Annotated in this window: 26 protein-coding genes; 14 read left to right on the forward strand and 12 right to left on the reverse strand. The window is 67.7% G+C overall.

What is annotated here, in order from left to right; translation table 11 throughout:
- Window position 1: 1 nt before the first annotated feature.
- The gene (locus tag ACRCUN_RS03775; protein WP_462140324.1) at window positions 2–1168 is read left to right on the forward strand and encodes a zinc-dependent alcohol dehydrogenase; all 1167 of its coding nucleotides are present in this window, start codon (window positions 2–4) and stop codon (window positions 1166–1168) included.
- On the opposite strand, the gene ACRCUN_RS03780 is transcribed toward ACRCUN_RS03775, so the two are convergent.
- Genes ACRCUN_RS03780 through ACRCUN_RS03790 form a run of 3 tightly spaced genes read right to left on the reverse strand, consistent with a single transcriptional unit; the run spans window position 1157 to window position 5239 of the window.
- Window positions 1157–2026 carry a pseudouridine synthase gene (locus ACRCUN_RS03780; protein WP_462140325.1) on the reverse strand — a complete coding sequence of 290 codons (870 nt, stop codon included), beginning with the start codon at window positions 2024–2026 and terminating at the stop codon, window positions 1157–1159. The genes ACRCUN_RS03775 and ACRCUN_RS03780 overlap by 12 nt on opposite strands.
- Window positions 2023–3768: a glycerol-3-phosphate dehydrogenase/oxidase gene (locus tag ACRCUN_RS03785; protein WP_462140326.1), complete on the reverse strand. Its 1746-nt coding sequence runs from the start codon at window positions 3766–3768 to the stop codon at window positions 2023–2025. The genes ACRCUN_RS03780 and ACRCUN_RS03785 overlap by 4 nt, the downstream gene beginning before the upstream one ends.
- A 55-nt stretch (window positions 3769–3823) precedes the next feature.
- Entirely contained in the window at window positions 3824–5239 is a 1416-nt protein-coding gene (locus ACRCUN_RS03790; protein ID WP_462140327.1) for an NAD(P)H-quinone dehydrogenase, read from the reverse strand.
- Window positions 5240–5280: 41 nt separating this feature from the next.
- Here ACRCUN_RS03790 and ACRCUN_RS03795 point away from each other — a divergent pair, with 41 nt between their 5' ends.
- Window positions 5281–5748, forward strand: coding sequence for a gamma-glutamylcyclotransferase family protein (locus ACRCUN_RS03795; protein WP_067843146.1), 468 nt, complete (start codon window positions 5281–5283; stop codon window positions 5746–5748).
- 77 nt (window positions 5749–5825) lie between these two features.
- On the opposite strand, the gene ACRCUN_RS03800 is transcribed toward ACRCUN_RS03795, so the two are convergent.
- The 4 genes from ACRCUN_RS03800 to ACRCUN_RS03815 all read right to left on the reverse strand — a co-directional run bounded on the left by ACRCUN_RS03800 (window position 5826) and on the right by ACRCUN_RS03815 (window position 10284).
- Entirely contained in the window at window positions 5826–6710 is an 885-nt protein-coding gene (locus ACRCUN_RS03800; RefSeq protein WP_462140328.1) for a type IV toxin-antitoxin system AbiEi family antitoxin, read from the reverse strand.
- A 151-nt stretch (window positions 6711–6861) separates the two neighbouring features.
- Window positions 6862–7803 (reverse strand): AAA family ATPase, encoded by a 942-nt coding sequence (locus ACRCUN_RS03805; RefSeq protein ID WP_462140329.1) that lies wholly within the window; start codon window positions 7801–7803, stop codon window positions 6862–6864.
- Window positions 7804–7933: 130 nt separating this feature from the next.
- A complete protein-coding gene (locus ACRCUN_RS03810; protein ID WP_462140330.1) occupies window positions 7934–9103 on the reverse strand; it encodes a M20 family metallopeptidase in 1170 nt (389 codons plus the stop codon).
- Window positions 9100–10284: a M20 family metallopeptidase gene (locus tag ACRCUN_RS03815; protein WP_462140331.1), complete on the reverse strand. Its 1185-nt coding sequence runs from the start codon at window positions 10282–10284 to the stop codon at window positions 9100–9102. The genes ACRCUN_RS03810 and ACRCUN_RS03815 overlap by 4 nt, the downstream gene beginning before the upstream one ends.
- A gap of 47 nt (window positions 10285–10331) precedes the next feature.
- On the opposite strand from ACRCUN_RS03815, the gene ACRCUN_RS03820 reads away from it, so the two are divergent.
- The gene (locus ACRCUN_RS03820) at window positions 10332–11141 is read left to right on the forward strand and encodes a purine-nucleoside phosphorylase (RefSeq protein WP_462140332.1); all 810 of its coding nucleotides are present in this window, start codon (window positions 10332–10334) and stop codon (window positions 11139–11141) included.
- Here ACRCUN_RS03820 and ACRCUN_RS03825 read toward each other — a convergent pair.
- Entirely contained in the window at window positions 11138–11683 is a 546-nt protein-coding gene (locus ACRCUN_RS03825; RefSeq protein ID WP_462140333.1) for a TetR/AcrR family transcriptional regulator, read from the reverse strand. The two genes, ACRCUN_RS03820 and ACRCUN_RS03825, sit on opposite strands and share 4 nt — an antisense overlap.
- A 109-nt stretch (window positions 11684–11792) precedes the next feature.
- Between ACRCUN_RS03825 and ACRCUN_RS03830 the strand changes: the two genes are divergently transcribed.
- Both ACRCUN_RS03830 and ACRCUN_RS03835 read left to right on the forward strand, forming a co-directional pair.
- Window positions 11793–12920: an FAD-dependent oxidoreductase gene (locus ACRCUN_RS03830; RefSeq protein WP_462140334.1), complete on the forward strand. Its 1128-nt coding sequence runs from the start codon at window positions 11793–11795 to the stop codon at window positions 12918–12920.
- Between the two features lie 20 nt (window positions 12921–12940).
- Window positions 12941–13705 carry a tRNA lysidine(34) synthetase gene (locus ACRCUN_RS03835; protein ID WP_462140335.1) on the forward strand — a complete coding sequence of 255 codons (765 nt, stop codon included), beginning with the start codon at window positions 12941–12943 and terminating at the stop codon, window positions 13703–13705.
- On the opposite strand, the gene ACRCUN_RS03840 is transcribed toward ACRCUN_RS03835, so the two are convergent.
- Window positions 13663–14754: an AbrB family protein gene (locus ACRCUN_RS03840; protein WP_462140336.1), complete on the reverse strand. Its 1092-nt coding sequence runs from the start codon at window positions 14752–14754 to the stop codon at window positions 13663–13665. The two genes, ACRCUN_RS03835 and ACRCUN_RS03840, sit on opposite strands and share 43 nt — an antisense overlap.
- Window positions 14755–14859: 105 nt before the next feature.
- Here ACRCUN_RS03840 and ACRCUN_RS03845 point away from each other — a divergent pair, with 105 nt between their 5' ends.
- Genes ACRCUN_RS03845 through ACRCUN_RS03855 form a run of 3 tightly spaced genes read left to right on the forward strand, consistent with a single transcriptional unit; the run spans window position 14860 to window position 18479 of the window.
- Entirely contained in the window at window positions 14860–15306 is a 447-nt protein-coding gene (locus ACRCUN_RS03845) for a MarR family winged helix-turn-helix transcriptional regulator (protein ID WP_462140337.1), read from the forward strand.
- Window positions 15303–16931, forward strand: a complete 1629-nt coding sequence (locus ACRCUN_RS03850; protein WP_462140338.1) for a phospho-sugar mutase — start codon at window positions 15303–15305, stop codon at window positions 16929–16931. The genes ACRCUN_RS03845 and ACRCUN_RS03850 overlap by 4 nt, the downstream gene beginning before the upstream one ends.
- Before the next feature lie 12 nt (window positions 16932–16943).
- On the forward strand, window positions 16944–18479 hold the full coding sequence (locus ACRCUN_RS03855) for a hypothetical protein (protein ID WP_462140339.1): 1536 nt from the start codon (window positions 16944–16946) through the stop codon (window positions 18477–18479).
- Here the strand turns inward: ACRCUN_RS03855 and upp are convergent.
- Window positions 18425–19048 carry a uracil phosphoribosyltransferase gene (gene upp, locus ACRCUN_RS03860; protein WP_462140340.1) on the reverse strand — a complete coding sequence of 208 codons (624 nt, stop codon included), beginning with the start codon at window positions 19046–19048 and terminating at the stop codon, window positions 18425–18427. The two genes, ACRCUN_RS03855 and upp, sit on opposite strands and share 55 nt — an antisense overlap.
- 58 nt (window positions 19049–19106) lie before the next feature.
- A complete protein-coding gene (locus ACRCUN_RS03865; RefSeq protein WP_462140341.1) occupies window positions 19107–19865 on the reverse strand; it encodes an SDR family oxidoreductase in 759 nt (252 codons plus the stop codon).
- 118 nt (window positions 19866–19983) lie between these two features.
- On the opposite strand from ACRCUN_RS03865, the gene ACRCUN_RS03870 reads away from it, so the two are divergent.
- Window positions 19984–21714 (forward strand): L-aspartate oxidase, encoded by a 1731-nt coding sequence (locus tag ACRCUN_RS03870; protein ID WP_462140342.1) that lies wholly within the window; start codon window positions 19984–19986, stop codon window positions 21712–21714.
- A gap of 3 nt (window positions 21715–21717) precedes the next feature.
- On the opposite strand, the gene ACRCUN_RS03875 is transcribed toward ACRCUN_RS03870, so the two are convergent.
- Window positions 21718–22614 carry an RNA polymerase sigma-70 factor gene (locus tag ACRCUN_RS03875; RefSeq protein WP_462140343.1) on the reverse strand — a complete coding sequence of 299 codons (897 nt, stop codon included), beginning with the start codon at window positions 22612–22614 and terminating at the stop codon, window positions 21718–21720.
- A 292-nt stretch (window positions 22615–22906) separates the two neighbouring features.
- Between ACRCUN_RS03875 and ACRCUN_RS03880 the strand changes: the two genes are divergently transcribed.
- From ACRCUN_RS03880 to ACRCUN_RS03900, 5 genes are read left to right on the forward strand one after another with little or no spacing between them, the layout of a single operon-like run.
- Window positions 22907–23098 carry a hypothetical protein gene (locus ACRCUN_RS03880; protein ID WP_462140344.1) on the forward strand — a complete coding sequence of 64 codons (192 nt, stop codon included), beginning with the start codon at window positions 22907–22909 and terminating at the stop codon, window positions 23096–23098.
- Between the two features lie 29 nt (window positions 23099–23127).
- Entirely contained in the window at window positions 23128–23739 is a 612-nt protein-coding gene (locus ACRCUN_RS03885; RefSeq protein WP_462140345.1) for a sigma-70 family RNA polymerase sigma factor, read from the forward strand.
- A gap of 45 nt (window positions 23740–23784) precedes the next feature.
- Window positions 23785–24507, forward strand: a complete 723-nt coding sequence (locus ACRCUN_RS03890; RefSeq protein ID WP_462140346.1) for an SDR family NAD(P)-dependent oxidoreductase — start codon at window positions 23785–23787, stop codon at window positions 24505–24507.
- Between the two features lie 11 nt (window positions 24508–24518).
- Window positions 24519–24935, forward strand: a complete 417-nt coding sequence (locus ACRCUN_RS03895) for a cupin domain-containing protein (RefSeq protein ID WP_462140347.1) — start codon at window positions 24519–24521, stop codon at window positions 24933–24935.
- A 4-nt stretch (window positions 24936–24939) separates the two neighbouring features.
- A complete protein-coding gene (locus tag ACRCUN_RS03900; RefSeq protein WP_462140348.1) occupies window positions 24940–25266 on the forward strand; it encodes a hypothetical protein in 327 nt (108 codons plus the stop codon).
- The last annotated feature ends 2 nt before the right edge of the window (window positions 25267–25268 follow it).

Raw genomic sequence — 25268 nt, forward strand, 5'->3', positions numbered from 1 at the left:
CATGAAAGCTCTCGTATGGAACGGCGTCAACGATCTCGCCGTCGAAACTGTCGACGACCCAGCGATTCTCAATCCTCATGACGTCATCGTGGCCGTGAGGCTCACCACCACGTGCGGCTCCGACCTGCACTTCATCGACGGCTACCTGCCCGGCATGCGTGCAGGCGACGTCTTCGGCCACGAGTTCATGGGCGAGGTGGTCGAAGTCGGCGCCGAGGTCACCGAGACCAAGGTCGGCGACCGCGTCGTCGTGCCGTCGTTCATCGCCTGCAACCGGTGCTGGTACTGCGACCACGACCTCTACTCGCTGTGCGACACCACCAACCCCAATGCCGAACTCCAGCGGCCCATCCTCGGCTCCCCCACCGCCGGGATCTACGGCTACACCCATCCGTTCGGCGGATACGCCGGCTCGCACGCCCAGTACATCCGCGTGCCGTTCGCCGACGCAAACTGCTTCGCCATACCGGATTTCGTCACCGACGAACAAGCCCTGTTCATGTCCGACGCCGTCCCCACCGGCTACATGGGCGCCGACTTCTGCGACATCGCCGGCGGCGACACCGTGGCCGTCTGGGGCGCGGGCGGCGTCGGTTTGATGGCCGCCCGCAGTGCCCTGCTCAACGGTGCCGGACGGGTCATCTCCATCGACCGCTACCCCGAACGCCTCACGCTCGCACAACAACTCGGGGCCGAGACGATCAACTACAGCGAGGTCGACAGCGTCCAGGAGGCCCTCGGCGAAGCGACCGGCGGCCGCGGGCCCGACGCCGTCATCGAAGCCGTCGGGATGGAAGGCCATTCCACCGGCGTCCAACAGGTCTACGACCGCGCCAAACAGGCCCTCCGCATGGAGACCGATCGCGCCGCCCCGCTGCGTGAAGCCATCCTGGCCTGCCGAAAGGGCGGCGTCGTCTCAGTTCTCGGCATCTACGGCCTCACCGACAAGTTCCCGATGGGCATGCTCACCAACAAAAGCCTCACCCTGCGCACCGCCCAACAGCACGGTCAGCGCTACATCCCGCAGTTCTTCGACTACGTCGCACAGGGCGACTTGGACCCGTCGATCCTGATCACTCACGACCTCCCCCTCCACGAGGGTGTCCGCGCCTACGACATGTTCAAGAACAAGACCGACGGCTGCATCCGCGCCGTCCTACGTCCCTGACCCGCCCGTCAGCTCGCGTGCACTGACGAATACGCGTGCCCGGCCCGTGATCGGGTCGTCGAACTCGAGGCGGTGGGCGAGCAACTGCAGCGGGTTGCTGAAGTCGTCGGGTGCCACGTCGAACACGTTCGGGTAGAACGGATCACCGGTGATCGGCACTCCGATCGCGGCCATGTGCACGCGCAGCTGGTGGGTGCGGCCGGTGCGCGGGGTGAGCCGGTAGCGGCCGTCTTTCAGCGGTTCCACGTAGGTTTCGGCGTTCGGTTCACCTGGCTCCTCGACCGCCTGTAAATGACCGCGGCGCTTGACGATACGGCTGCGCAGCGTGGTGGGCAGCGCGACGGCCGGCTCGCCGTGGGCATGGGCGAGGTACGTTTTGGCGACATGGCCCTGCGCGAACAGCGTTTGATACCGGCCGCGCAGCTCACGGCGAGTCGTGAACAACAACACCCCGGCGGTCAGCCGGTCCAGCCGATGGGCCGGGCTCAACTCGGGCAGATCCAGTTCCCGGCGCAGTCGCACCAGTGCGGTCTGCGCGACGTGATTGCCGCGGGGCATGGTGGCCAGGAAATGTGGCTTGTCCACCACGACGATGTCGTCGTCGCGGTACAGGACCGGAATGTCGAACGGCACGACAACTTCGTCGGGCAGCTCGCGGTACAGGTAGACGTGCGCACCCGCGGGCAGCACGGTCGATTCGTCGAGCACGGCGCCGTCGACCGAAAATACTTCTCCGGCACGCACTTTCGCACCCGCGCCGAAGCGGCGCTCGAACTCGTCGACCAATCGGCCGCCGTGCACCCGCACCCGCGCCGGTCCCAACCCGTCGCGCACCGGCAGCGGTGCGGGTTTTCTCAATTGAGCGGCACCGGCTCGAGGATCTCGGCACGGGCCTCCGGCGCGGCCTGGCGCAGCGCGTCGGCGGACTCGTCGTCGGGCTGCTGTTGCGAGCGCACCTCGGCATCGACCCTGGCGATATAGGTCGCCACCTCGCGGTCGACGTCCTCGGCACTCCAGCCGAGTACCGCCGCCACCACCTCGGCGACCTCGCGGGCACAGTCGACGCCGCGGTGCGGGTACTCGATCGAGATCCGCATCCGCCGGGCCAGGATGTCCTCGAGGTGCAGCGCGCCTTCGGCGGCGGCCGCGTACCAGGCCTCGACCTTCAGATAGACCGGCGCATCGGAGATCGGCGCCAGCAACTCGGGCTTGCCCTCAGCCATCGCGAGCACTTCACCGATCAACGCGCCGTAGCGGTCGAGCAGGTGCCGCACCCGGTACGGATGCAGTCCGTAATGCCTGCCCACATGTTCGGTCTGGTTGATCAGCGCGAAGTAACCGTCGGCGCCCATGAGCGGCACCTTCTCGGTGATGGACGTCGCCACCCTGGCCGGGACGAACTCCGCGGCGGCGTCGACCGCGTCGGCGGCCATCACCCGGTAGGTCGTGTACTTGCCGCCTGCGATCGCCACGAGCCCGGGAGCGGGGACCGCGACGGCATGCTCGCGCGACAGCTTGGACGTCTCCTCACTCTCACCGGCAAGCAGCGGCCGCAGCCCGGCATAGACGCCGTCGATGTCGTCGTGGGTCAGCGGCGTGGCCAGCACGGTGTTGACGTGGCCCAATATGTAGTCGATGTCGGCCTTGGTGGCCGCCGGATGCGCCAGGTCGAGGTTCCAGTCGGTGTCGGTCGTGCCGATGATCCAATGCGTCCCCCACGGGATGACGAACAGCACCGACTTCTCGGTGCGCAAGATGATCGCCACCTCGCTGACAATCCGGTCGCGCGGCACCACCACGTGCACGCCCTTCGACGCGCGTACCCGGAACCGGCCGCGTTCCTTGGACAGCGCCTGGATCTCGTCGGTCCACACCCCGGTGGCGTTGATCACGACGTGGCCGCGCACGTCGGTCGTGCTGCCGTCCTCGGAGTCACGGACCTGGACACCGGTGACGCGGTCGCCCTCACGCAGCAGCGCGACCACCTGCGTCGAAGTCCGGACCACGGCGCCGTAATGGGCCGCGGTGCGCGCGACGGTCATGGTGTGCCTGGCGTCGTCGACGACGGTGTCGTAATAGCGGATGCCGCCGATGAGTGAACTCCGCTTGAGCCCCGGGGCCAGCCGCAGCGCCCCAGCCTTGGTCAGATGCTTTTGCGCGGGAACGGATTTCGCGCCGCCGAGCTGGTCATAGAGGAAGATGCCCGCCGCCACATACGGCCGTTCCCACCACCGGTTGGTCAACGGGAACAGGAACGGCAGCGGCTTCACCAGATGCGGCGCGAGAGTCGTCAGGCTCAGCTCGCGTTCGTGCAGGGCCTCGCGCACCAGCCCGAACTCGAGCTGCTCGAGGTAGCGCAACCCGCCGTGGAACATCTTCGAGCTGCGGCTCGACGTGCCGGACGCGAAGTCGCGGGCCTCGACCAGAGCCACCTTGAGCCCGCGGGTCGCGGCGTCCAGCGCCGCGCCGGCTCCCACGACACCACCGCCGATGACCACGACGTCGAATTGTTCACTACCTAATTGCTGCCAGGCTTGCGCCCGTTGCTGGGGCCCGAGGAGGGTTTGCCCGTCGCCCGGTGCTGAGATCGGGACAGTCACGATCCCCAGGCTACGTGGCCCTCCGACCATTTGCCCGCCGCCGGGCCGGTGGTGGCTAGTCGAGGTCGTCGTGTTTCATCAACTGCCGAGCCGCCTCGGTGATCGATCCGGACAGCGACGGATAGACCGAGAACGTCTGCGCAAGATCGTCGACGGGGATGCCGTTCTGCACGGCCAGGGCGATGGGCAGGATCAGCTCGGAGGCGATCGGCGCGACCACCACGCCGCCGATCACCACACCGGTCGCCGGACGGCAGAAGATCTTGACGAAGCCGTGGCTCAGGCTCGACATCTTGGCGCGGGCGTTCGTGCTGAGCGGCAGCATCAGCGTGCGGGCCGGTACGGATCCGTCGTCGATCGCGGCCTGCGGAACACCGACGGCCGCGATCTCGGGACGCGTGAACACCGCCGCCGCCACGGTCCGCAACCGGATCGGTGCGACCGCCTCGCCGAGCGCGTGATACATCGCGATGCGGCCCTGCATCGCGGCCACCGAAGCCAGCGGCAGCAGGCCCGTACAGTCGCCGGCCGCGTAGATGCCGGGCACCGACGTGCGCGACACCCGGTCGACGGTCAGGTAGTTGCCTTGGCCGAGTTCGATGCCCACCCGTTCCAAACCCAGGCCCGTCGTGTTGGGCACCGAGCCGACGGTCATGAGGGCGTGGCTGCCTTCGACCGTGCGGCCGTCGGTCATCGTGACCAGCACACCGTTCTCGGTGCGGGTCACGGATTCGGCGCGGGCGTTCTTGACGAGCGTGACGCCGCGTTCGGCGAACACCTGCTCCAGCACCGCGGCGGCGTCGGAGTCCTCGTGCGGCAGGATCTGGTCACGGCTGGCCACGACGGTCACCGTCACGCCGAGTTCGGTGTAGGCGTTGACGAACTCGGCGCCCGTGACGCCCGAACCGACGACGACCAGATGATCGGGCACGCTGTCGAGGTCGTAGAGCTGGCGCCAGTTGAGGATGCGGTCGCCGTCGGGTGCGGCGTTGGGCAACACACGCGGGCTCGCGCCTGTGGCGATCAACACGACATCGGCCGTCAACTGGCGAATGCGTCCGTCCGCGCCGGTCACCTTGATGCGGTGCTGCGCCATGCCTGGCACGTCGTCGATCAGTTCGCCGCGGCCCTCGATCAGGTCGATGCCCTCACTGCGCATCCGCTGCGCGATGTCACTGGACTGCGCCGACGCGAGCGTCTTGACCCGCTCGTTGATCTGCGGCAGCGATATCTTGGCCTGCTCGAAGTCCAGCGAATACCCCAGGTTGGGGGCCCGGCGCAGCTCGGTCCGCACGCCCGTCGAGGCGATGAACGTCTTCGACGGCACGCAGTCCCACAGCACGCACGCCCCACCGATGCCGTCGCAGTCGACAACGGTGACTTGGGCGACCTTCGGGCCTCGGGCCGCAGCGACCAGGGCCGCCTCATATCCGGCGGGGCCGCCGCCGAGGATCACGATGCGGGTAACCACGGCACTAACCTAACGAACTTTGCGGATTAAGCTGTCTTACCGTGCCGCTTTACGCCGCGTATGGATCCAACATGCATCCGGAGCAAATGCTCCAGCGTGCTCCCCATTCGCCGATGGCGGGAACCGGGTGGCTGCACGGCTGGCGGCTGACCTTCGGCGGCGAGGACATCGGCTGGGAAGGCGCCCTCGCCACGGTCGTCGAGGACCCGCTGTCCAAGGTGTTCGTCGTGCTCTACGACATGACCCCGGCCGACGAGCAGTCCCTCGACCGCTGGGAAGGCTCCGAGCTCGGGTTCCACAAGAAGATCCGCTGCCGCGTGGACCGGCTGTCGTCCGACACGACGACCGACCCGGTACTGGCCTGGCTGTATGTCGTCGACGCCTGGGAAGGCGGCCTGCCGTCGGCCCGCTACATCGGCGTCATGGCTGACGCGGCCGAGATCGCCGGCGCCCCGCCCGAGTACGTCCACGATCTCCGCACCCGCCCGGCGCGCAACATCGGCCCGTAGCTTTCTGGCTTCTTCGCCCCGCGAGCGTGCGTGTCTGTTGCCCGACACGCCGCATTTCTCCGGCATTTTCGTCGCGCTCATGCCGCGCGAGCGTGACGCAACTGCGCGCTGATCCGCGCAACCATCTCCCCTTGCCGGTGCCGCACGTCGTCGAGCACGATCGCGATGACGCTCCACCCCACCGCCGTCAACGCCGCGGTACGTCGACGGTCATGCAGCAAGGCGTCGGGGTTGCTATGCCAGTCAGCGCTGTCGTACTCGACCGCGACCTGCTGCTCGGGCCAGGCGAAATCAAGGCGCCTGAGCTGACCGTTGCCATCGCGGACCTCATACTGCAGTTCGGGAACCAGGCCGCCGTCGAGCATCACCAGCCGCGCCTCGCTCTCCATCGGAGACTCGGCGCGCGGATCGGCCAACGGTATGAGGTTGCGCACATTGACGATGCCGCGCCGCCCGGCCTGCTCGAGGGCCGCGCGCCAGAGGTCTGCGCGACCGCATGTGCCACTGCGGAGTGCCGCGTCGAGAGTGGCGAGCGCGCGCGGACGTTTCAGACCGCGAGCAACCTCGATCGCCGTCCACGCCGGCGCGGTCACATATCTGCCGTCGACAACCGTCAACGGCGCACCGTCCCGCCGGTGGACCTTGAGTCCGTCGGCAGAACGTAGCTGGCCGCGCGGCGGGTTGAGCACATGCAAGTCCGGCGGGTACTCCGTATCGAACCCGTGGACCGCGGCAGCTGTGCCGAGACACACCGCGATCTTCTTGCCGGACGCGAGGTCAAGGCCACGCAGACGCAGTTCGTCGGTCGGCTCACCCAGACAGTAGATTCCCTGCCAAATCCGTTCCAGTACACCGGCATTCACCGCTCGGTCGAACGCATGCCGGGTGGTGAGATTGAGAATCTGCGCGGTCGTGGCCACGCCGTGCTGGTGGTCGAAGAGCTGCGTGAGCTGAGAGTCCATGCAGACGATCGTCTGTGGCGGGCAAGAGATTTGGAAGATGACGTTTACGGGCCTGTGGATGAACGACAGGTTGTGCACAGTCGGCGGTGGCGAACGTGCGTATTCTGCCGGCGTTTTGCAGCGTGTCGAGCAGCAGACCCGCACGGTCGCGCTACGTGCGGTGCAAAAGGTCTGCGCGCTCACCTTTCAGGGCGGCGAGTTCGTCGGCGGTGCCCTGCTCGCGCTGCCTGAGATCGTCGAGTATTCGCTTGACGCCGGCGATTGCCTTGTCGACGTTCTCCTGGGCCTCGATGATGCGGTCCCGCACCATGACGTCGGTGAAGAAGTTGTCGAACCATACATCGAAAACCCTTGTGAAAGAACTTAGTTCGACGGCTTGCACACCGGCCATATGGACATCGGCGAGCTCGGTCGTGAATCGCCGGAGCGCACTGTCGGCTGACCGTAGCAGCACCGCGACGTCGTCGAGGCGATTTTCCTTGACGATGCTGGCGATCATCCCGCCGTCGAACCACGTGTCGTAAGCCGACCATGACCGCGCACTGTCGAGTCGTTCGGCGGCCGAACGTAGATCACCGAGTGCCTGCTGACCGGCTTCCCGCGCCTGTTCGAGTTCGGTGCGCTCGGCGGTCAATTGCCCACGACGCTCGGCGATTTCGATGAGCCTTACCGAAGTGGGGTCACTGTGGTCGTGCAGCCATCGCTCCTTGACGGCCAGGGCCTGTTCGTAGCGGGCCGTGACATCGCCGAGGGCGTGGTGTTGACGGGTGAGATGGTCGACGAGGCGCTGATCGGCATCTGCGCGAGCCTGCTGCGTGCGGTACTCGTACTCTGCGGCGTGGTGTTCGGCCGTCTCGCGGGCCATCGCGTCGTCGTGCGAGCCCTTGAGATGCGACAGGATCATCGTCAGCGAGAACGATTCCAGCTTGTGCACGTCACGGGCCTCGGCCGCGACCTGCCGTTGTGCCGCCGAGGCCCGCTCGGCCGACTCCTTGGCCGCCGCTTCTGCGGCGTTGAGGCGCCGCTGCAGGGACTCCGCTTCCCGCATGGCCGCGGTTGCGGCTGACAGTTCGTCGTCGGGTGTATCCGTCACACCAACAGCCTATGGGCGCTCGTGGGCCGCGAGTGACGCCAAAATGTCGCTCAAATGCGGCGTGTCGGGGGACAGACACGGTCGCTCGCGGTGCAAAGCAACCCGGCCGGTGCGAGGCGAGGTGAAGCAATCAGCAGGCGGAGGCGGCGACGATGTTGACCATCGTGCGCACGCCGATGCCGAGGGCACGCTCATCGATGTCGAACGTGGGCTGGTGCAAGTCGAGCTGTGGGCCCTGTCCGCTCCACACGCCGAGCCGGGCCATGGCACCGGGCACCTCTTCCAGATACCAGGAGAAGTCCTCGCCGCCGCCGGACTGGTGGGTGTCGGCGAGGACGTCGGGGCCGACGGCTTCGATCGCGTGGGTGAGGATGCGGGTGGACACCTCTTCGTTGACGACGGGTGGCACACCGCGCCGGTAGTTGAGGCTGTGCTCGATGTTCAGCGGTGCCAGCAATGCCGTAACCGTCTCTTCCACAATGGATTCCAGCGTCAGCCAGGTGTCGCGACTGGCGGTCCGGATGGTGCCGGCCAGCGTGCCGATCTGCGGGATGGCATTGGCGGCCACACCCGCGTTGACCGCGCCCCACACCATGACGGTGTCATGCCGCGGATCGATGCGACGTGACAACACCCCGGGCAGTCCGGTGATCAGCGTGCCGAGCCCGTAGACGAGATCGCCGGTCAGGTGTGGGCGCGACGTGTGCCCGCCGGGCGAGTGCAGGGTGATCTCGATCGAGTCGGCGGCCGAGGTGATGGGCCCGGGCTTGGTCGCGACCCGGCCGACCCGAAGCCGGGGATCGCAGTGCAACGCGTAGATCCGGGACACGCCGTTGAGCACGCCGGCGTTGACGGCGTCGATCGCGCCGCCCGGCATCAGCTCCTCGGCGGCCTGGAAGATCAGCCGCACACCGACGGGCAGTTCGGAAGCCGACGCCAGCGCGAGCGCAGTCCCCAGCAGCACCGCGGTGTGCGCGTCGTGGCCGCACGCGTGGGCGACATTGGGCACGGTCGACGCGTATGACGCACCGGTCCGGTCGGCCATCGGCAGCGCATCCATGTCGGCGCGCAACGCGATCCGCGGCCCGTCCTCCGGCCCGAAGTCACAGGTCAGCCCGGTTCCGCCGGGCAGCACCTTCGGGTTGAGTCCGGCGTCGGCGAGGTGGCGTGCGACGAATTCCGTCGTGGCGAATTCCTGGCGACCCAGTTCGGGGTGGGCGTGGATGTGGCGACGCCACGACACCATCTCGTCGTAGTTCGCCGACAACCACCGCGCGGCGGCGTGCGGCAACACGCTCATCGCGCCCGCCTCCTCTCCTGCGCTTCGAGAACGCGGTCCCGCTCGACAGGTGTTTCGGCCAAGCGAACGACGGTGCGCGCCAACATGATTGCGCCTTCCACCACAGCCTTGTCCGCGCTCGGGCCGGCCGCGGCCGTCGCGAAGGCCGGCTGATGGATGGCCGCGCCACCCGAGTCGATGCCGATCACCGGATGGATACCCGGCATCACCTGCGTGATGTTGCCCATGTCGGTGCTGCCCAACGGCACGCTGGCTTCGACGCTCTCGGGCAGCGGTTCGCGGCCGAGCCGAACCATCTCGGCGCGGATGGTCTCCGAAAGCCAAGGATCCGGCAGCAGCTCGGCATAGGCGGGCGCGGTCTCGGTGACCTGGTGCTCACAGCCGGTCGCCAGCGCACCGGCCTCGAAGCACCCCGCCATGCGTCCTTCCAGTTCGCGCAACGCCGTCATATCGGTCGCCCGCATCGTGTAGCGCATCTCGGCGCGGCCGGGGATGACGTTGGTGGCCTGGCCGCCGTGGGTGACGATGCCGTGCACCATCTGTCCCGGCATCAGCTGCTGTCGCAGCAGGCCGATCGCGACCTGCGCGACGGTGACCGCGTCACCGGCGTTCACCCCCAGATACGGGGCGACGGCGGCGTGCGATTCACGGCCGGTGTACTCGACGGTCACCTCCGAGAGCGCCAGCGAACGGGCTGCGGCGATGTCGACCGGGCCGGGATGCAGCATGACCGAGGCCGCGATGTCGTCGAATGTTCCGGCGTTGAGCAACAACACCTTTCCGCCACCGAGCTCCTCTGCGGGCGTGCCGACGAGCACGACGGTCAGCCCGAGTTCGTCGGCGACGTCGGCCAGCGCGAGCGCGGTCCCGACCGCCGACGCCGCAATGATGTTGTGCCCGCACGCATGTCCGATCTCGGGCAGCGCGTCATATTCCGCGCACACGCCGACCACCAGCGGTCCGCTGCCGTACGACGCCCGAAACGCGGTGTCGAGCCCGCCGGGCGCCGCGGTGATCTCGAACCCGTACTCGGCGACCAGAGTTTGGGTCTTGGCGCAGCTGCGGTGTTCGGCGAAGGCCAACTCCGGCTCGGCGTGGATCGAGTGCGACAGTTCGACAAGGTCGCCACGACGCCGGTTGACGGCATCCTCGACGCATAGCGATGCGGTGGCGGTGGGCATCTTCGCAGTATCTCACCCACGCGAAGACGCGGTTAAGCTCGCCTATCGTGACCGACAGCCTCGCGTCCGCAGAGCCCGACTCGCCTCTCGCATCCGCCGAAGCGATCGCCGAGCGCACCGGCGCCGAACACCACGACGTGGCAGTGGTCCTCGGATCAGGTTGGGCCCCCGCGGTGGCCGAACTCGGCGATCCGGTGGCGGTGGTGCCGATGGCCGAGCTTCCCGGTTTCACGCCGCCGAGCGCGGCCGGTCACGGCGGCCAGGTGCTGTCGGTTCGCATCGGCGCACATCGGGTTCTGGTTCTGGTCGGCCGTATCCACGCGTATGAGGGGCATGACCTGCAGCACGTCGTCCACCCGGTCCGCACGGCCGCCGCGACCGGCGTGCGCACGGTCGTGCTGACCAACGCCGCCGGCGGTCTGCGCCCGGAGTACGAGGTGGGCCAACCCGTGCTGATCAGCGATCACCTCAACCTGACCGCGCGCTCACCCCTGGTCGGCGCGCAGTTCGTCGATCTGGTCGACGCCTACTCACCGCGCCTGCGTGCGGTGGCCCGCGAGATCGACCCCGACCTGGCCGAAGGCGTCTACGCGGGGTTGCCGGGACCGCACTACGAGACGCCAGCCGAGATCCGGATGCTGCGCACGCTCGGCGCCGATCTGGTCGGGATGTCGACCGTGCACGAGACGATCGCGGCCCGCGCGGCCGGCGCCGAGGTGTTCGCGGTGTCACTGGTGACGAACCTCGCCGCGGGTATGACGGGCCAACCGCTCAGCCACGCCGAGGTGCTGGAAGCCGGACGGCAGTCGGCGACGCGGATGGGCGCGCTGCTCGCCTCGGTGATCGCGCGCATCTAACCCACCAGATATCGCTGCAGCGTGGGCCCGATCCAGTCGACGATCTGCTGACGGTCCATATCCACCAGCGGCGGAAACGCCAGCACGTAGCGGCACAGCGCCATGCCGAGCACCTGCGAGGCCGCCAGGCTGGCCCGTTGCGGTGTGTCGGCGGCGTGGCCCGTGGTCTTGGCGATGACCGGGGCGAGCTGCGCGGCGAAGATCGTTCGCATCCGCTCGGCGACGGCTTCGTTGGTGACCCCCGCGCGCAGGAGGATCAGCAGTGCCTCGTCGCGCTCCCAGCGCTCCAGGAAATGAGCGGCCAAAGCCGTCCCGATCTGGTCACGCGGCACCTCGCCGAGGTTCGGTAGCTCCAGGTCGAATTCGGCCGCCGCGGCGAACAGCCCTTCCTTGTTGCCGAAATAGCGCATGACCATCGACGGGTCGATCGCCGCGTCGGCCGCGATGGCGCGAATGGTCGCGCGCTCGTAACCGTCGGCCGCGAATCGCTCGCGCGCCGCGGCCAGGATGACGGACTTCGTCTCTGCTGCCGGTCGCCTCATGCCAACAAGTGTAGGCCAACATCTGTTGACATCCCGCCACGACGCGCATAGCGTGATGCCAACAAGCGTTGACCAACAGTTGTTGACAAAATGGAAGCGAGGAACGGACATGAAAGACGTGCTGATCGTCGGGGCCGGACCGGTCGGACTGACCGCCGCCATCGTGCTGACCCAACTCGGACATGACGTCGTCGTCGTTGACGGTCAGCCCGAAGGGGCGAACACGTCGCGGGCCGCCGTCGTCCACTCACACACACTTGAGCTTCTTGAGCCCTACGGCGTGGCAGGCGATCTGGTCGCGCGTGGCGTGCACACACCGACGTTCACGATCCGCGACCGCGACGCCCTTCTCATCGCGGTTCCGTTCAACGACCTGCCCACGCGCTACCCCTACACGCTGATGATCTCGCAGGCCGACACCGAAGCATTCCTGCTCAACCGCCTCGAAGATCTCGGCGGAAAGGTCATTCGCCCGGCCACGGTCACCGCGATCGCACAGCACCCGACGCACGTCGTCGCCACGTTCGCCGACGGCGAGCAGATCACCGCTCGATACGTCGTCGGGGCGGACGGGATGCACAGCACGGTCCGGGAGCAAGCCGGCATCGCGTTCAGCGGAGGCACCTACGCGGAGTCGTTCGCACTGGCCGACGTCCGGCTCTCGGGCGGAGTGCCCGCCGACGAGGTCGTCCTCTATTTCTCACCGGCCGGCCTCGTGGTCGTCGCGCCGCTGCCCGACGGGATGTACCGCATCGTCGCGACCGCCGACGAGGCACCGCAGCATCCCGATGTCGCGTTCGTGCAGCGCCTGCTCGACGAGCGCGGACCGGTCGCCCGGCCCGCAGTCGTCGAAAGCGTCGTATGGGGATCGCGTTTCCGGGTCCACCATCGCATCGCAGACTCGTTCCGGCACAACCGCATCCTGCTGGCCGGAGACGCCGCACATGTGCATTCGCCCGCGGGCGGTCAGGGCATGAACCTCGGCATCGAGGACGCCGTCGCGGTCGCGCACAGCCTCGCGCAAGTGCTGACCGGCAGCCCCGACAGCGTGCTCGACGAGTACGCCGCAACCCGTCACCGCACCGCGGAAGGCGTGGTGTCGATGGCGAGCCGGCTCACCGATCTGGCGACCGCGCGCCGCCGCGCGATCCGCAACCGCGTGATGCGACTGGCCGGAAAGCTACCCGCCGTGCGCCGTGCGTTGGCCTGGCGACTGTCCGGTCTGGACCGTCGCTGACACCGAGGAAGAAGAAACTCATGGAACTCGTGAACGATCACCTCGCCGTCACGGCGCGCCTGACGGAACCCACGCCCAACGGATTTCTGGTCATCGCGGCCGAGGTCGGTCGCTGGGCCGGCCCGATCGCCGTGCCGTCGCGAGCACGGCACCAGCTGATCGCGCGGCTCGCCGCATCGGCCGACAAGCTCGCCCAGCGCGACGACGTCGTCGAAACCGTTGTGTTCCGAGGGACATTGCGACCGCCTGGCGAGGGTTCGGAGTTGTTGCGGCGCGCAGGTGTGCAGCCGGCCCGCTACGACGTCGTGGTCCTTGTGCGCACGGCCTCCCCGGACGCCGCCGACGCGGTCCGCGACGACGAGGCCTACCGCGCCATGGTGGCCGCGATCCAGCAGTGCGCACGGCATACGTATCAGGTCGCGGCAGGCAACGCCGCCCGCATCGCCGATGTCGACCACAGCAGCGACCGCTGGTTTCTGTTCAATTTCTTCCACTGCGACGACGCCGAAACCGTGTACGACGTGTGGGAGTACACCGCGGGCTGGTTCCAGCGCCACACCGCATTGGCCGACTCGACCCTGCTGCGCCCACTGCCCGGCGAGAAGAACGACTACAGCGTGGTGAACCACGCGAGCTGGCCCGCGCTGCGCGATTTTCTGCCGAGCCTGCTGTTCGCCCGCACGTTCCGCACATTCGTGCTCGCCAACTTCAAGGCGAACAGCGTTGCGGCCCAACCGATCATCTACGGCCGGGTGGCGACCGCGACCGGCTCGTCGACGACTTGACGACGGCTGAGGCGGGCCACGCCCCTGGCCATCAGCGGCGCCGCGAACAGCATCAGCAGCACCCGCAGCACCTGGGCGGCGATGATGAACGTGACGTTCGACCCGGTTTCCACCGCCGTGGCCAGCACCGCGTACACACCGCCGGGGCTGGTGGCGAGATATCCCTCCAGTTGCGTCACCCCGGTGACGTTCGCCAGCACCACACCGAGGCCGGCGGTGGCCACGCCGAGCACCACGATGAGAGCCAGGGCAAGCGGCAGGATGCGGCCGATGGCCCGCAGCGATTCACGCGTGAAGGCCACCCCGGCCTGCCAGCCGATCACCATGTAGGCGGCCTGCACCAGCACCGTCGGCACGGTCAGCCCGAACGAGAGGCCGGTCAACTGCAGCACAACGGTCAGCGCAAGCGGTCCGAGCAGCCCGGCGCCGGGCAACCGGATCAACTTGCCGCCCACCGCGCCGACGGCGACCAGCACGGCGATCATGGCCAGGCTGAAATACCAAGGCGCGGATTCGGTTTGGGGCGCCATCGGGGCCGGATGGGAGCGGTCGGCATGAAACACCAAGGTCACGACCAGCGGGATGGTTGCGGTGACAAGCGCGACCCGGAGATATTGCACGACGGAGACGACGCGGTCGTCGCCGCCGAGTTCGCGGGCGATGGCCACCAACCCCGACGCGCCGCCGGCCACCAGCGCCAGTGATCCCGTGAGCGGCGAAACATCGCGATGCAGACCGAGCAGCGCCCCCGCCACCACGCTGAGCAGCAACGTGGCCACCGCGATCACGAGCACGATCAACCAGTCGGAGTGCAGGGCGTCGACGGCGTCCTGATGAACCATGGTGCCGATGTAGACGCCGAGCACACCCTGGGCCACCACGCCGGCCCGGCGCGGCACCCGGTCGGGCGCGAGTGACGCCAGCGCCAGGGCAACACCGACCGCCAGCGCGGCGAACAAGGCAGCCGAAGGGACCCCGACGAGGGTGAGCGGAACCGTGACGGCGCTTGTCACCACCACAAGGAGAACCCACCGCAGGATCCGTCGCATTCAACCTCCAGTCCCCCACATTGTAAGCACAAACTTGACAATCAGCCACTTCTGCCTCGCTAGATACCCGTGACAGCGACGTAGTTACCAAGGTATAACTTGGTAATGATCGCAACGTCAGCCACGGAGCTGCGGGAGTCGATGATGGCGGTGACGCGGCAGATGCGGCGGCACCGGCCCGACCACGGCCTGACGCTGAGCCAGCTGGAACTTCTGGGCGAGGTCAGCCGGACCGGCACGACCACCCCGGCCGAGCTCGCGGCGCGCCTACACGTCCGGGTGCAATCGCTGACCGACAGCATCAACGAACTGCTCGGCCGGGGCCTGATCGCTCGGCGTCCCGACGACAACGACCGTCGTCGTCAACTCATCGACATCACCGCCGGAGGCACCGCGCTGTTACAGGCAGACCGCGCCGAACGCGACGCGTGGCTGCACGCGACGATGCGCGACAACCTCACCGATCTGGAGTTCGATCTGCTCATGCTCGTCGCGCCGGTGCTGCGCAAGCTTGCTTACTCGGAGGCTGCTGGGGGCACACTTGCCTCATGACGTCGATCGCGACAGCAGCTCACGACTGGATCGCCCACGACCCCGACCCGCGGACCGCAGCAGAATTGCGGGCCTGCAGTCCCGATGAACTCGACCGAAGGTTCAGCCATCCTCTGACATTCGGCACCGCGGGACTCCGCGGACCGATGCACGGCGGGCCCGATGGGATGAACCTCGCCGTGGTGCTGCGCACCACGTGGGCCGTGGCGCAGGTGCTCAAGGACAGGTGCCTGGGCGGCTCGCAGGTGGTCGTGGGCCGCGATGCGCGCCACCAGTCCGACGAGTTCGCCCTGGCTGCCGCCGAAGTCCTTGCCGCCGAAGGGTTCGAGGTGCTGCTGATGCTGGCGGCCGTCCCGACGCCCGTCGTCGCGTTCGCGGTGCGCCATATGCCGGCCGCGGCAGGCATCCAGATCACGGCATCGCACAATCCCGCGTCCGACAACGGGTACAAGGTGTTCTTCGACGGCGGCATGCAGATCATCTCCCCCACCGACCGGGAGATCGAAGACGCCGTAAGCCGCGCGCCGCATGCCGACGAGATCCGCCGGGTCCCGGTACGAACAGGTGGCCTGGCTCAGATCAAGTCCTATCTCGAGCGGGCGGCGCGGGTGCGCCGCGCCCCCGGCTCGGTGCGGGTGGCCGTCACACCGCTGCACGGTGTCGGTGGCGAGTTCATCTTGGACGCAATGGCGTTGGCGGGCCTCGACGACGTGTACATGGTCGAGTCCCAGTTCAACCCAGACCCGGACTTCCCCACGGTGACCTTCCCGAATCCGGAGGAGCCGGGTGCTGTCGACGAGCTGCTGAGCCTGGCCGCCGACGTTTCGGCCGACATCGCGATCGCACTCGACCCGGACGCCGACCGGTGCGCAGTCGGAGTGCCGACGCCCGACGGCTGGCGCATGCTGTCCGGCGACGAAACAGGTTGGTTACTGGGCGATTACATTCTGTCGCAGGTGGAGCCAGGGCCGGTCAGCGAGGCCACCGTGGTGGCCAGCACCGTCGTATCGTCGCGTATGCTCGCCGCCATCGCCGCCGCACACGGGGCTCATCACGCCGAAACCCTCACGGGCTTCAAATGGTTGGCGCGCGCAGGCTCACCGGGTAGCACTCTGATCTACGCCTACGAGGAAGCCATCGGACATTGCGTGGATCCGGCCGCTGTCCGGGACAAGGACGGAATCACCGCCGCGATCCTGGCGTGCGATCTGGTCGCGGCGCTGGGCGATCAGGGCCGCACCGTGCTCGACGCACTCGACGACCTCGCCCGTGTCCACGGTGTGCATGTCACCGATGCGGTCACTCGTCACCTCGACGATCCCGATGACGACGCCGAAGCGGCGATGATGCGACTGCGTTCCGATCTGCCGGCCGAACTCGCCGGATTCGCCGTCACCGTAGAAGATCTGCTCAACCGGCGCGGCCAACAGCGCACGGACGCCCTGATTTTCACGGGCGAGGAGTCCGGCACCAGCATCCGTGTGGTGGTCCGCCCGTCGGGAACCGAACCGAAACTCAAGTCTTACATCGAAGTTCGGTGTGCGCCCACCGAGGACCTGGCGACCACCAGGGAACGGGCACACAAGCTGAGCGCGGAACTGGCCGACTCCGCAAACCGCTGGTAGCCGAGACCCTCGATGCCCGACTGGACATACCAGCCGTTGCGCCCGGTCGCGGCTGCGGTGCTCGGCGAACGGCGCACCCAACGGTGGGCCCTGCACTTCCTTGCCACTTTGGTCGCCGCCGGCGGAGATCGCTGGATCCCACGGGTGTTCGATCACCCGCGGATACCGGACGGGTGGCTGGGCCGCTTCGGCGCGGTTGTCCCGCCCTCCGTTGCGCGGGACGCGATTCTCGTACTGCCGGTACAGGGTGCGAGCATCGTCGAGATCTCGCCCGTCACGGCGGCCGATGTCCACACCGTGCGCGACGCCGCGACCGGGCGGCGCTGTCACGTCGTCGCCCACGCGGAATCTTCCGACGTCGCCGACCTCGTCGCGCCGTACGTCGACGAGGTGATGGTCGACGTGCCGCCGCACCGCCGCTACCTCAACGACCCTGACATCGCCACGGCCGTTGCGGCCCTGGCCGAGCCGGTGACCGTCCTGGCGCGGCCGTCGGTGCTGCTCGACAGCGGGCCGGGCTGGTTCAACCGCGTCATCGAGGCGTCGATTCCAACTGCGGAGCCACCGACCCTGCGCAGCATCGGGCCGAATCCGCTGCGCTGGCCGTCGTGGGTATGGGGCATGCTGACCGGGATCGGGTTGACCGTCGCGGGCGTCGGCGCCGGCATCATCGCGGTCGGCCCCGTGCTGCTCGGCTACGACCGTGACTACCTCGGTCTCGGCATCGAGGATCTGCGCCGGATCAACGACAACCTCGTCCATTTCATCCGCCACGACCGGATCAGTATGGCGGGCAACATGATCGGCCTCGGCGCGCTGTATGTCGGATTGTCGTTGGGCGGCCTGCGGTGCGGTCGGGTGTGGGCCCGCAACGTCATGCTGATCTCCGGCCTCATCGCCTTTCTCACGCTGTTCTATTTCGTCGGAACCGGATTCGTCGACCCCCTGCACACCGTGGTGGTGATCGTGTTGTTCCCGATGCTGTTGGCCGCAGTGTGGAACAAGCCGCACCCGCCGCGGTGGAAGTCTTCGCCGGACGGGCCGGAATCGGAGCGCCGCCGCGCGCTGTTGGCGCAACTGATCGTCATCGGCCTCGGCGGCGGGCTGGCCGTCGCCGGGCTCGTCATCTCACTGGTGGGGCTCAGCGACGTGTTCGTGCCCACCGATCTGCAGTACATGCACACCCACGGGGACGCGCTGCGCGGCGCCGATCCTCAGCTCGTGCCGTTCATCGCCCACGACCGCGCGGGGTTCGGCGGCGCACTGATCGGTTCGGGGGTGGCCGTGGCGCTCATCGCCATGTGGGGATTTCGCCGCGGGGAGCGCTGGGTGTGGTGGACCTTGCTGGCCGGGTTCATCGCGGGCACGGTGCCGGCGCTTGCCGTGCATTACGCGATCGGCTACACGAGCTTCATCCACCTGCTGCCGGTTTACGTGCTGGTGGTCGCGACGGCCGTCGCGCTCATCCTGTCGCGACCGTATCTCGCCGCCCGTCAGCGAGGCCCGAACTGGCGATCCCCCGCATCACCGAGACCCGGCACGATGTAGGCGACCTCGTTGAGCCCCTCGTCGACGGTCGCGGTGATCAGTCGCATGTCGGGCGCGACGGCCTCAAGCGCGGCAATGCCTTCGGGCGCGCAGACCACACACACCGCGGTGATGTCGACGGCATTGCGTTCGCGCAGCAGGCCGATCGTGTGTGCCATGGACCCGCCGGTGGCCAGCATCGGGTCGAGGACGAACACCGACCGGCTGCTCAGATCGTCGGGTAGCGAGGCCAAATACGGTGTGGGCTGGTGCGTCTCCTCATTACGGGCGACGCCCACGAAACCCACCTGCGCCTCGGGTATGAGCGCGTGCGCCTGATCGACCATTCCCAACCCCGCCCGCAGCACCGGCACCAGCAACGGCGGATTGGCCAGCCGGGAGCCTGTGGTCTCCACGAGCGGCGTACGCACCGGGATCTGCTCACACGCGGCATCACGAGTGGCCTCGTACACCAGCATGAGGGTCAGATCCCGCAGCGCCGCGCGAAACGCCGCGTTGTCGGTGCGTTCGTCCCGCAGGGTGGTCAGCCGCGCGGCAGCCAAGGGGTGATCGACGACGCGTACATCCATGCGCCGACCTTAATCGGTACCCCGGCACCGGTCGCGAGAGTCCTCGCGGTGACGTCGGTCAGGCGGTGGGCACCGCGTCGCCGATCCAGTCCTCGAAGCGGGTGTCGAACAGGATCGCGCCGTCGCCCGGCACCAGCATGCGCTCGGACAACTCGGCGCCCCAGTACCGCGCGGCCGGGTCGGCGACGACCGTGCGGGGATCGCCCTGCAGGCCCAGCCCAGTGCGGATCAGTTCGTCGAGCCCGTACTGCTGCGGGCCGCCGACTTCGGTGATGCCGTTGGTCGGCGTTCCGACCGCGGCGATCGCGACGGCTTCGGCGACGTCGGCCGATGCCATGGGCTGGATCAGCGCCGGGGACAGCCGCACGGTATCGCCGTCTGTTGCCGACGCGGCGATGCTCTTGACGAACTCGAAGAACTGCGTCGCGCGCACAATCGAATACGGAATCGTCGACTCCCGAATAAGGCTCTCCTGCACCAGTTTTGCTTTGAAGTAGCCGCTCTCCTCGGCCAACCGGTCGGTGCCCACCACCGACAGTGCGACATGGTGGCCCACCCCGGCCTTGGCCTCGGCCGCGAGCACGTTCGTGGTCGACGTCCGGAAGAACTCCATCACCGCATCGTCGGCGAACGACGGGGAATTGGACACATCGACGACGACGTCGGCGCCCGTCAGGACCTCGGCAAGGCCCTCGCCGGTGAGGGTGTTGACGCCCGTCTGCGGTGCCGCGACGGCAGTCTCATGGCCGTGCTCGGTCAGCCCATGCACCACCTGTGAGCCCACCAGGCCGGTACCTCCGATGACGACAATTCGCATGATGAACCTTCCTTCGATGGGATGGAGCGGCCTGCGCCGAGCTCTCACATGCGAGAACGGATCGGCTCGCGGGAATTCATCCGGATGTATCGGCGGCGCACCCGGCGTTCGACCGAGTGTGAACGATTCTGGGCAGCAGATATCCACCTCCGTGCTCGTCATCGGGACCGGCGGGTCCGGGCTGCGAGCATCGATTGAACTGGCCGAGCGGGGAATCGATGTGCTCGCCGTCGGTAAGCGGCCCAAAGCCGACGCGCACACCACCCTGGCGGCAGGCGGCATCAACGCCGCGCTGGCCACGGTCGACCCCGAGGACAGCTGGCAGCAGCACGCCGCGGACACCATCACGGAGAGCTGTCTGCTCGCCGACCCCGTGACGGTGCAGACCGTGACCGAGCATGCCGCGGAGTCGATCGCGGATCTGGAACGCTGGGGCATGGCCTTCGCGCGCGAACAGGACGGCCGGATCTCCCAACGCTTCTTCGGCGCCCACACGTTCCGCCGCACCGCGTTCGCCGGTGACTACACGGGCCTGGAACTGCAGCGCACGCTGGTCGACCGGGCACAGCAACTCGCCGTGCCGATACTCGATTCGGTCTACATCACCCGACTCCTCGTTCGCGACAACGTCGTATTCGGCGCCTACGGCTTCGACTTGCGTGACGGCACGCGGTACACGATCCATGCCGACGCGGTGATCCTCGCCGCAGGCGGCCACACCCGCATCTGGCGGCACACATCGTCGCGCCGCGACGAGAACACCGGCGATTCCTTCCGGCTGGCGCTGGAGGCCGGCGGCCGCATCCGTGACCCCGAACTCGTCCAGTTCCACCCGTCGGGCCTGCTGGAGCCGGAAGACGCAGCCGGAACGCTGGTTTCGGAAGCCGCACGCGGTGAGGGCGGCATCCTTCGCAACAACCTCGGCGAGCGCTTCATGGAGCGCTACGACCCCGACCGCATGGAACTGTCGACGCGCGACCGGGTCGCCTTGGCCGCCTACACCGAGATCCGCGAGGGCCGCGGCACCCCACGCGGCGGCGTCTGGCTCGACGTGTCCCATCTGCCGCGCACACAAATCATGCATCGCCTGCCGCGCGTCTACCAGACGCTCATGGAACTGCAGTTGCTCGACATCACCACCACCCCCATCGAGATCGCGCCGACCGCGCATTATTCGATGGGCGGCGTCTGGGTGCGGGCCGAGGATCACAGCACCGACGTGGAGGGTCTGTATGCGATCGGCGAAGCGGCAAGCGGTCTGCACGGCGCCAACCGGCTGGGCGGCAACTCGCTCATCGAACTCTTGGTCTACGGCCGGATCGTCGGCCGGGCAGCAGCGGCGTACTCAACTCGGCTGACCGCGCAGCAGCGTTGTCCCGCAGCCATATCCAAGGCACGCGACGAGATCGACGCAACCTTGTCCGGCCGTGGGTCGCAGACCGTGCGTTACCTTCAGCGCGCCGTGCGCAACCTCATGACCGAGCACGCCGGGGTGGTACGTGACGAAATCGGGTTGCGGACCGGCTTACGCAAGCTCGACGACGTGGAGAGCCAGCTGACCGATATGGCCGTCCATCCCGACATCGCCGGCTTCCACGATCTGGCACATGCATTCGACCTCAAATCCGGGATCCTCGCCGCGCGGGCGACGCTCGAGGCGGCACTGGAACGTCGCGAAACCCGGGGCTGTCACAATCGCTCGGACTATCCGCAGATCGATGAGTCCCTACAGGTCAACCTGGTCTGGTCGGGTCCGAGCAAGCTCGCCCACGAACCGATCCCCGATATCCCACAAGATATTTCGGCACTCATGCGCAAGGTGTCGTCGCACGGCAAGCTGGTGGAGTAGCGCTCAGCCCCCGGTCTGCCCGAACCGCGACAACTTGTCCGGATTCAGCACCCAGAGCAACTCGTCGATGACGCCGGGCGACGCGGCGATCGTGAGGAACGCCACGACCGAGCCGTCGCGCAGCACGAGTGCCGAGGGCCGTCCGTTCGCCGTGACCCACCGCACCGTCGTGTCCACCCAGAACCGGTCCACGAACGCCCGGACGAACTTCGCCACGGTCTCGCGGCCGGCCACCGGGACGCGGGATGCGTTGCGCGCACCGTTTCCATCGGTGTAGCTCACGACATCGGCGGCCAGCACTTCCTGCAGGCCGGTGAGATCACCGGTCTGCGCAGCGGTGATGAAGGCCTTTAGCAACCGTTGTCGTTCGGCGTCGCTGACTGGTGTGGCGCGCCGTGCCGTCAGGTGCTTGCGGGCACGGCTGACCAGCTGACGGGCGTATGCCTCCGAGACGTCGATCGCCTCGGCGATCGAGTCGTACGGGTAGTCGAAGGCCTGCCGCAGGATGTAGGCGGCCCGTTCGGGCGGCGGCAGTTTCTCCATGAGCATCAGGGTCGCGAGTTCAAGGGCTTCGGCTCGCTCGGCGCCCACGGCCGGATCTGCACTCGTGTCCACCGGCTCGGGAAGCCACGGGCCGATGTACGTTTCGCGGCGGGCCCGGGCTGACTGCAACGCGTTGATACAGATCCGCGTCGCAATGGTCACCAGAAACGCCGCAGGCTCGCGTACCGCGGCACGGTCAGCCTCCTGCCAGCGCAGCCAAACGTCCTGAACGACGTCTTCGGCTTCGGTGACGGTTCCGAGCATCCGGTACGCGACACCGAACAGTTGGGGGCGGACCCCGGTGAAAACCGCGGCGGCATCGGCGAGGTCGGCGGCGGCCGGGTCGGGGTCAGCCATGGCGAAAGTCAAGCACACCCGCAGGCACCGCCATGGCCCAGCGACGTGACGCAGCGCACTGTCACAAATCCTCCCACTGCCTTGTCTATCTGGCGGGAGTGCTGAGATCCGCGGCCCGCATGAGGTCGCCCGCTGGCAGTGAGCGACCGATGAGGAGGGCCGAGCGTGGGCTGCCGTATCCGTGGTCGACCACGGACCACGGACCACGGACTCTCAAGGGTCCGCTCCGGGGCTCCTGGGACGAATCTGAGATGGCGTTGCTTCTACACCCACCAAATTTGGAGATCGGATCATGACGAAGGTCGTAGTCATCGGAGGCAGCGGCGCAGATGGCGACACCCGCCGGGTCATCGCCGACCCACAAGCCGGGTACTTCGGCGCGGTGCCCGACGAGCAATCACTCGTTCCCGGCCCCAACGCGGCGGTGTTCACCACCGGCTTCGCCAGCCGGCTCACCGAATCCGCCCCGGCGGCCGTCCGATAACCGAAATAACGACAAGAGCGGGGAATTCGATGACATCAGTACAGATCGCGCCGGCGGTAGACGCCGAGTCGGAGGCGGAGCTCGCGGCCCGCTTCGAACGCGAAGCCATGCCGTATCAACCGGTCTTGCTGCGTACCGCGCGGCGCCTGACCCACAGCGACGTCGACGCCGAGGACCTCGTGCAGGACGCCCTGATGAACGCCTATGTGGGGTTCCGGAAGTTCCGGCAGGGCACCAACCTGCGGGCATGGCTGTTCCGGATTCTGCACAACCGCTGGATCAGCACCTACCGGATGAAGCAGCGCCGCCCGGACACCTTCTGCGTCGACGAGATCACCGACAGCGACATCGCCAGCAGTGCGATCCACTCCGACACCGGTGGTCGGTCGGCCGAGGACGAGGCACTGGATGTGCTGGGCGACCACCAGATCCGCGTAGCGCTGCAGACCCTGCCCGAGGGATTCCAGATGGTGCTCTACTACGCCGACATCGAGGGTTACACCTACGCCGAGACGGCGGTGCTCATGGGAATCCCACTGGGCACGGTGATGTCCCGGATTTCGCGCGGGCGCGAACGGCTGCGCGCGGCACTGTCCGACCACGAGATGGTGCAGCCGCCCGTGGCGGCATGCGCTGCGTGATCCGACTCTCTCGTCAAATCACAAGAGGAAAAATGAAAGGAACCAATGGAACTCAGCGGATATCGCGCACTGGTCACCGGCGGAACGGCCGGCATCGGCCTGGCCTGTGCTGAATTGCTGGCCCGCGAGGGCGCAACGGTGACCATCACTGGCCGAGACGCAGAGCGGGGTGAAGCAGCCGCGGCCAAGCTCGGCGACAACGTCAACTTCGTGCAAGCCGACCTGTCCGACATCGAGTCGGTGAAATCTCTTGCCCGGCAATGTGATGGCGTCGACATCGTGGTCAACAACGCCGCGAGCTTTCCCGGCGCACTCACGGTCGATCAGGACATCGAGTCGTTCGAGCGCACATTCGACACCAACGTACGCGGCACCTACTTCCTGGTCGCAGCGCTCGTGCCGGCCATGCTCACGCGCGGGACCGGCAGCATCGTCAACGTCACGTCGATGGTCGCCTCGAAAGGCGTTCCCGGTGCGTCGACCTACAGCGCTTCCAAGGCCGCGGTCGAATCCCTCACCCGCACCTGGGCGGCCGAATTCGGCTCGCAGGGCGTTCGAGTCAACAGCGTCGCGCCCGGGCCCACCAAAACCGAAGGCGTCGAGGCGGAATGGGGGGACACGAACGAGGAACTCGGTCGCGCGCTGCCGCTCGGCCGCACCGCCCGACCCGAGGAGATCGCGCACGCCGTGCTGTTCTTCTGCTCGCCACGCTCCAGCTTCATCACCGGCTCGACCCTGCACGCCGACGGCGGCGGGGCGGCAATCTGAGAGGAAAGATCATGTCCGAGACCAAAAAGTACTGGTGGAGCGATGCCTGGCAATCGGCCCTCACCGTCGTGCAGGAAGCCCAGCCGCCATATGTCCCCGAGGGCGCGCACGCGATGACGATCGTCGTCGAGTTTCCGCCGGGAGATCCCGGCACCCCGCCGCACCGCCATTCTGGGCCGGCATTCGGGTACGTGCTGGAGGGCGAGATGCTGTTCGAACTCGAAGGCCAGCCGCCGCGCGTGGTGAAGGCAGGCGAAGCGTTCTGGGAACCCGGTGGCGACGCCATTCACTATCAGGACGGCAACAACCGCAGTGACATCCCGGTCCGGTTCACCGTCACGATGCTGTGCGCGCCCGGCAAGCCGATGCTCGCCTTCGTCGACGACGACGAACTGGAGGAACGCAAACACCTGCGCGTGTCCGCCTGACGCGATGGAACCGAACGGTGCCGGCGAGCGTCATAACGTCATGCTCGCCGACACCGCCACCATCCGCACCCTTGGCCGCGCATACGTCACCCACGCGGCCGGCCTCGCTGCCGTCGCGGCGGCGCTGCGGGCGACCCCGTCGCCGCCGGACGGACTCGGTCCGGTCGGTGACCGGTTCCTGGCGGTGTTCACCGAGGCCGTGATGAACCACTCCAATGCCGTTGCGGCACTTGGTGAACGCACACATGCCGCGTGCGTGGCCGCCGCGCGCAACGCGACGTCCTTCGATGCGGCGGGCGACCGTGCCGCCGGGCTGCTGCCGCAGGTCTGATC

This window comes from Mycobacterium venezuelense (assembly GCF_054919535.1).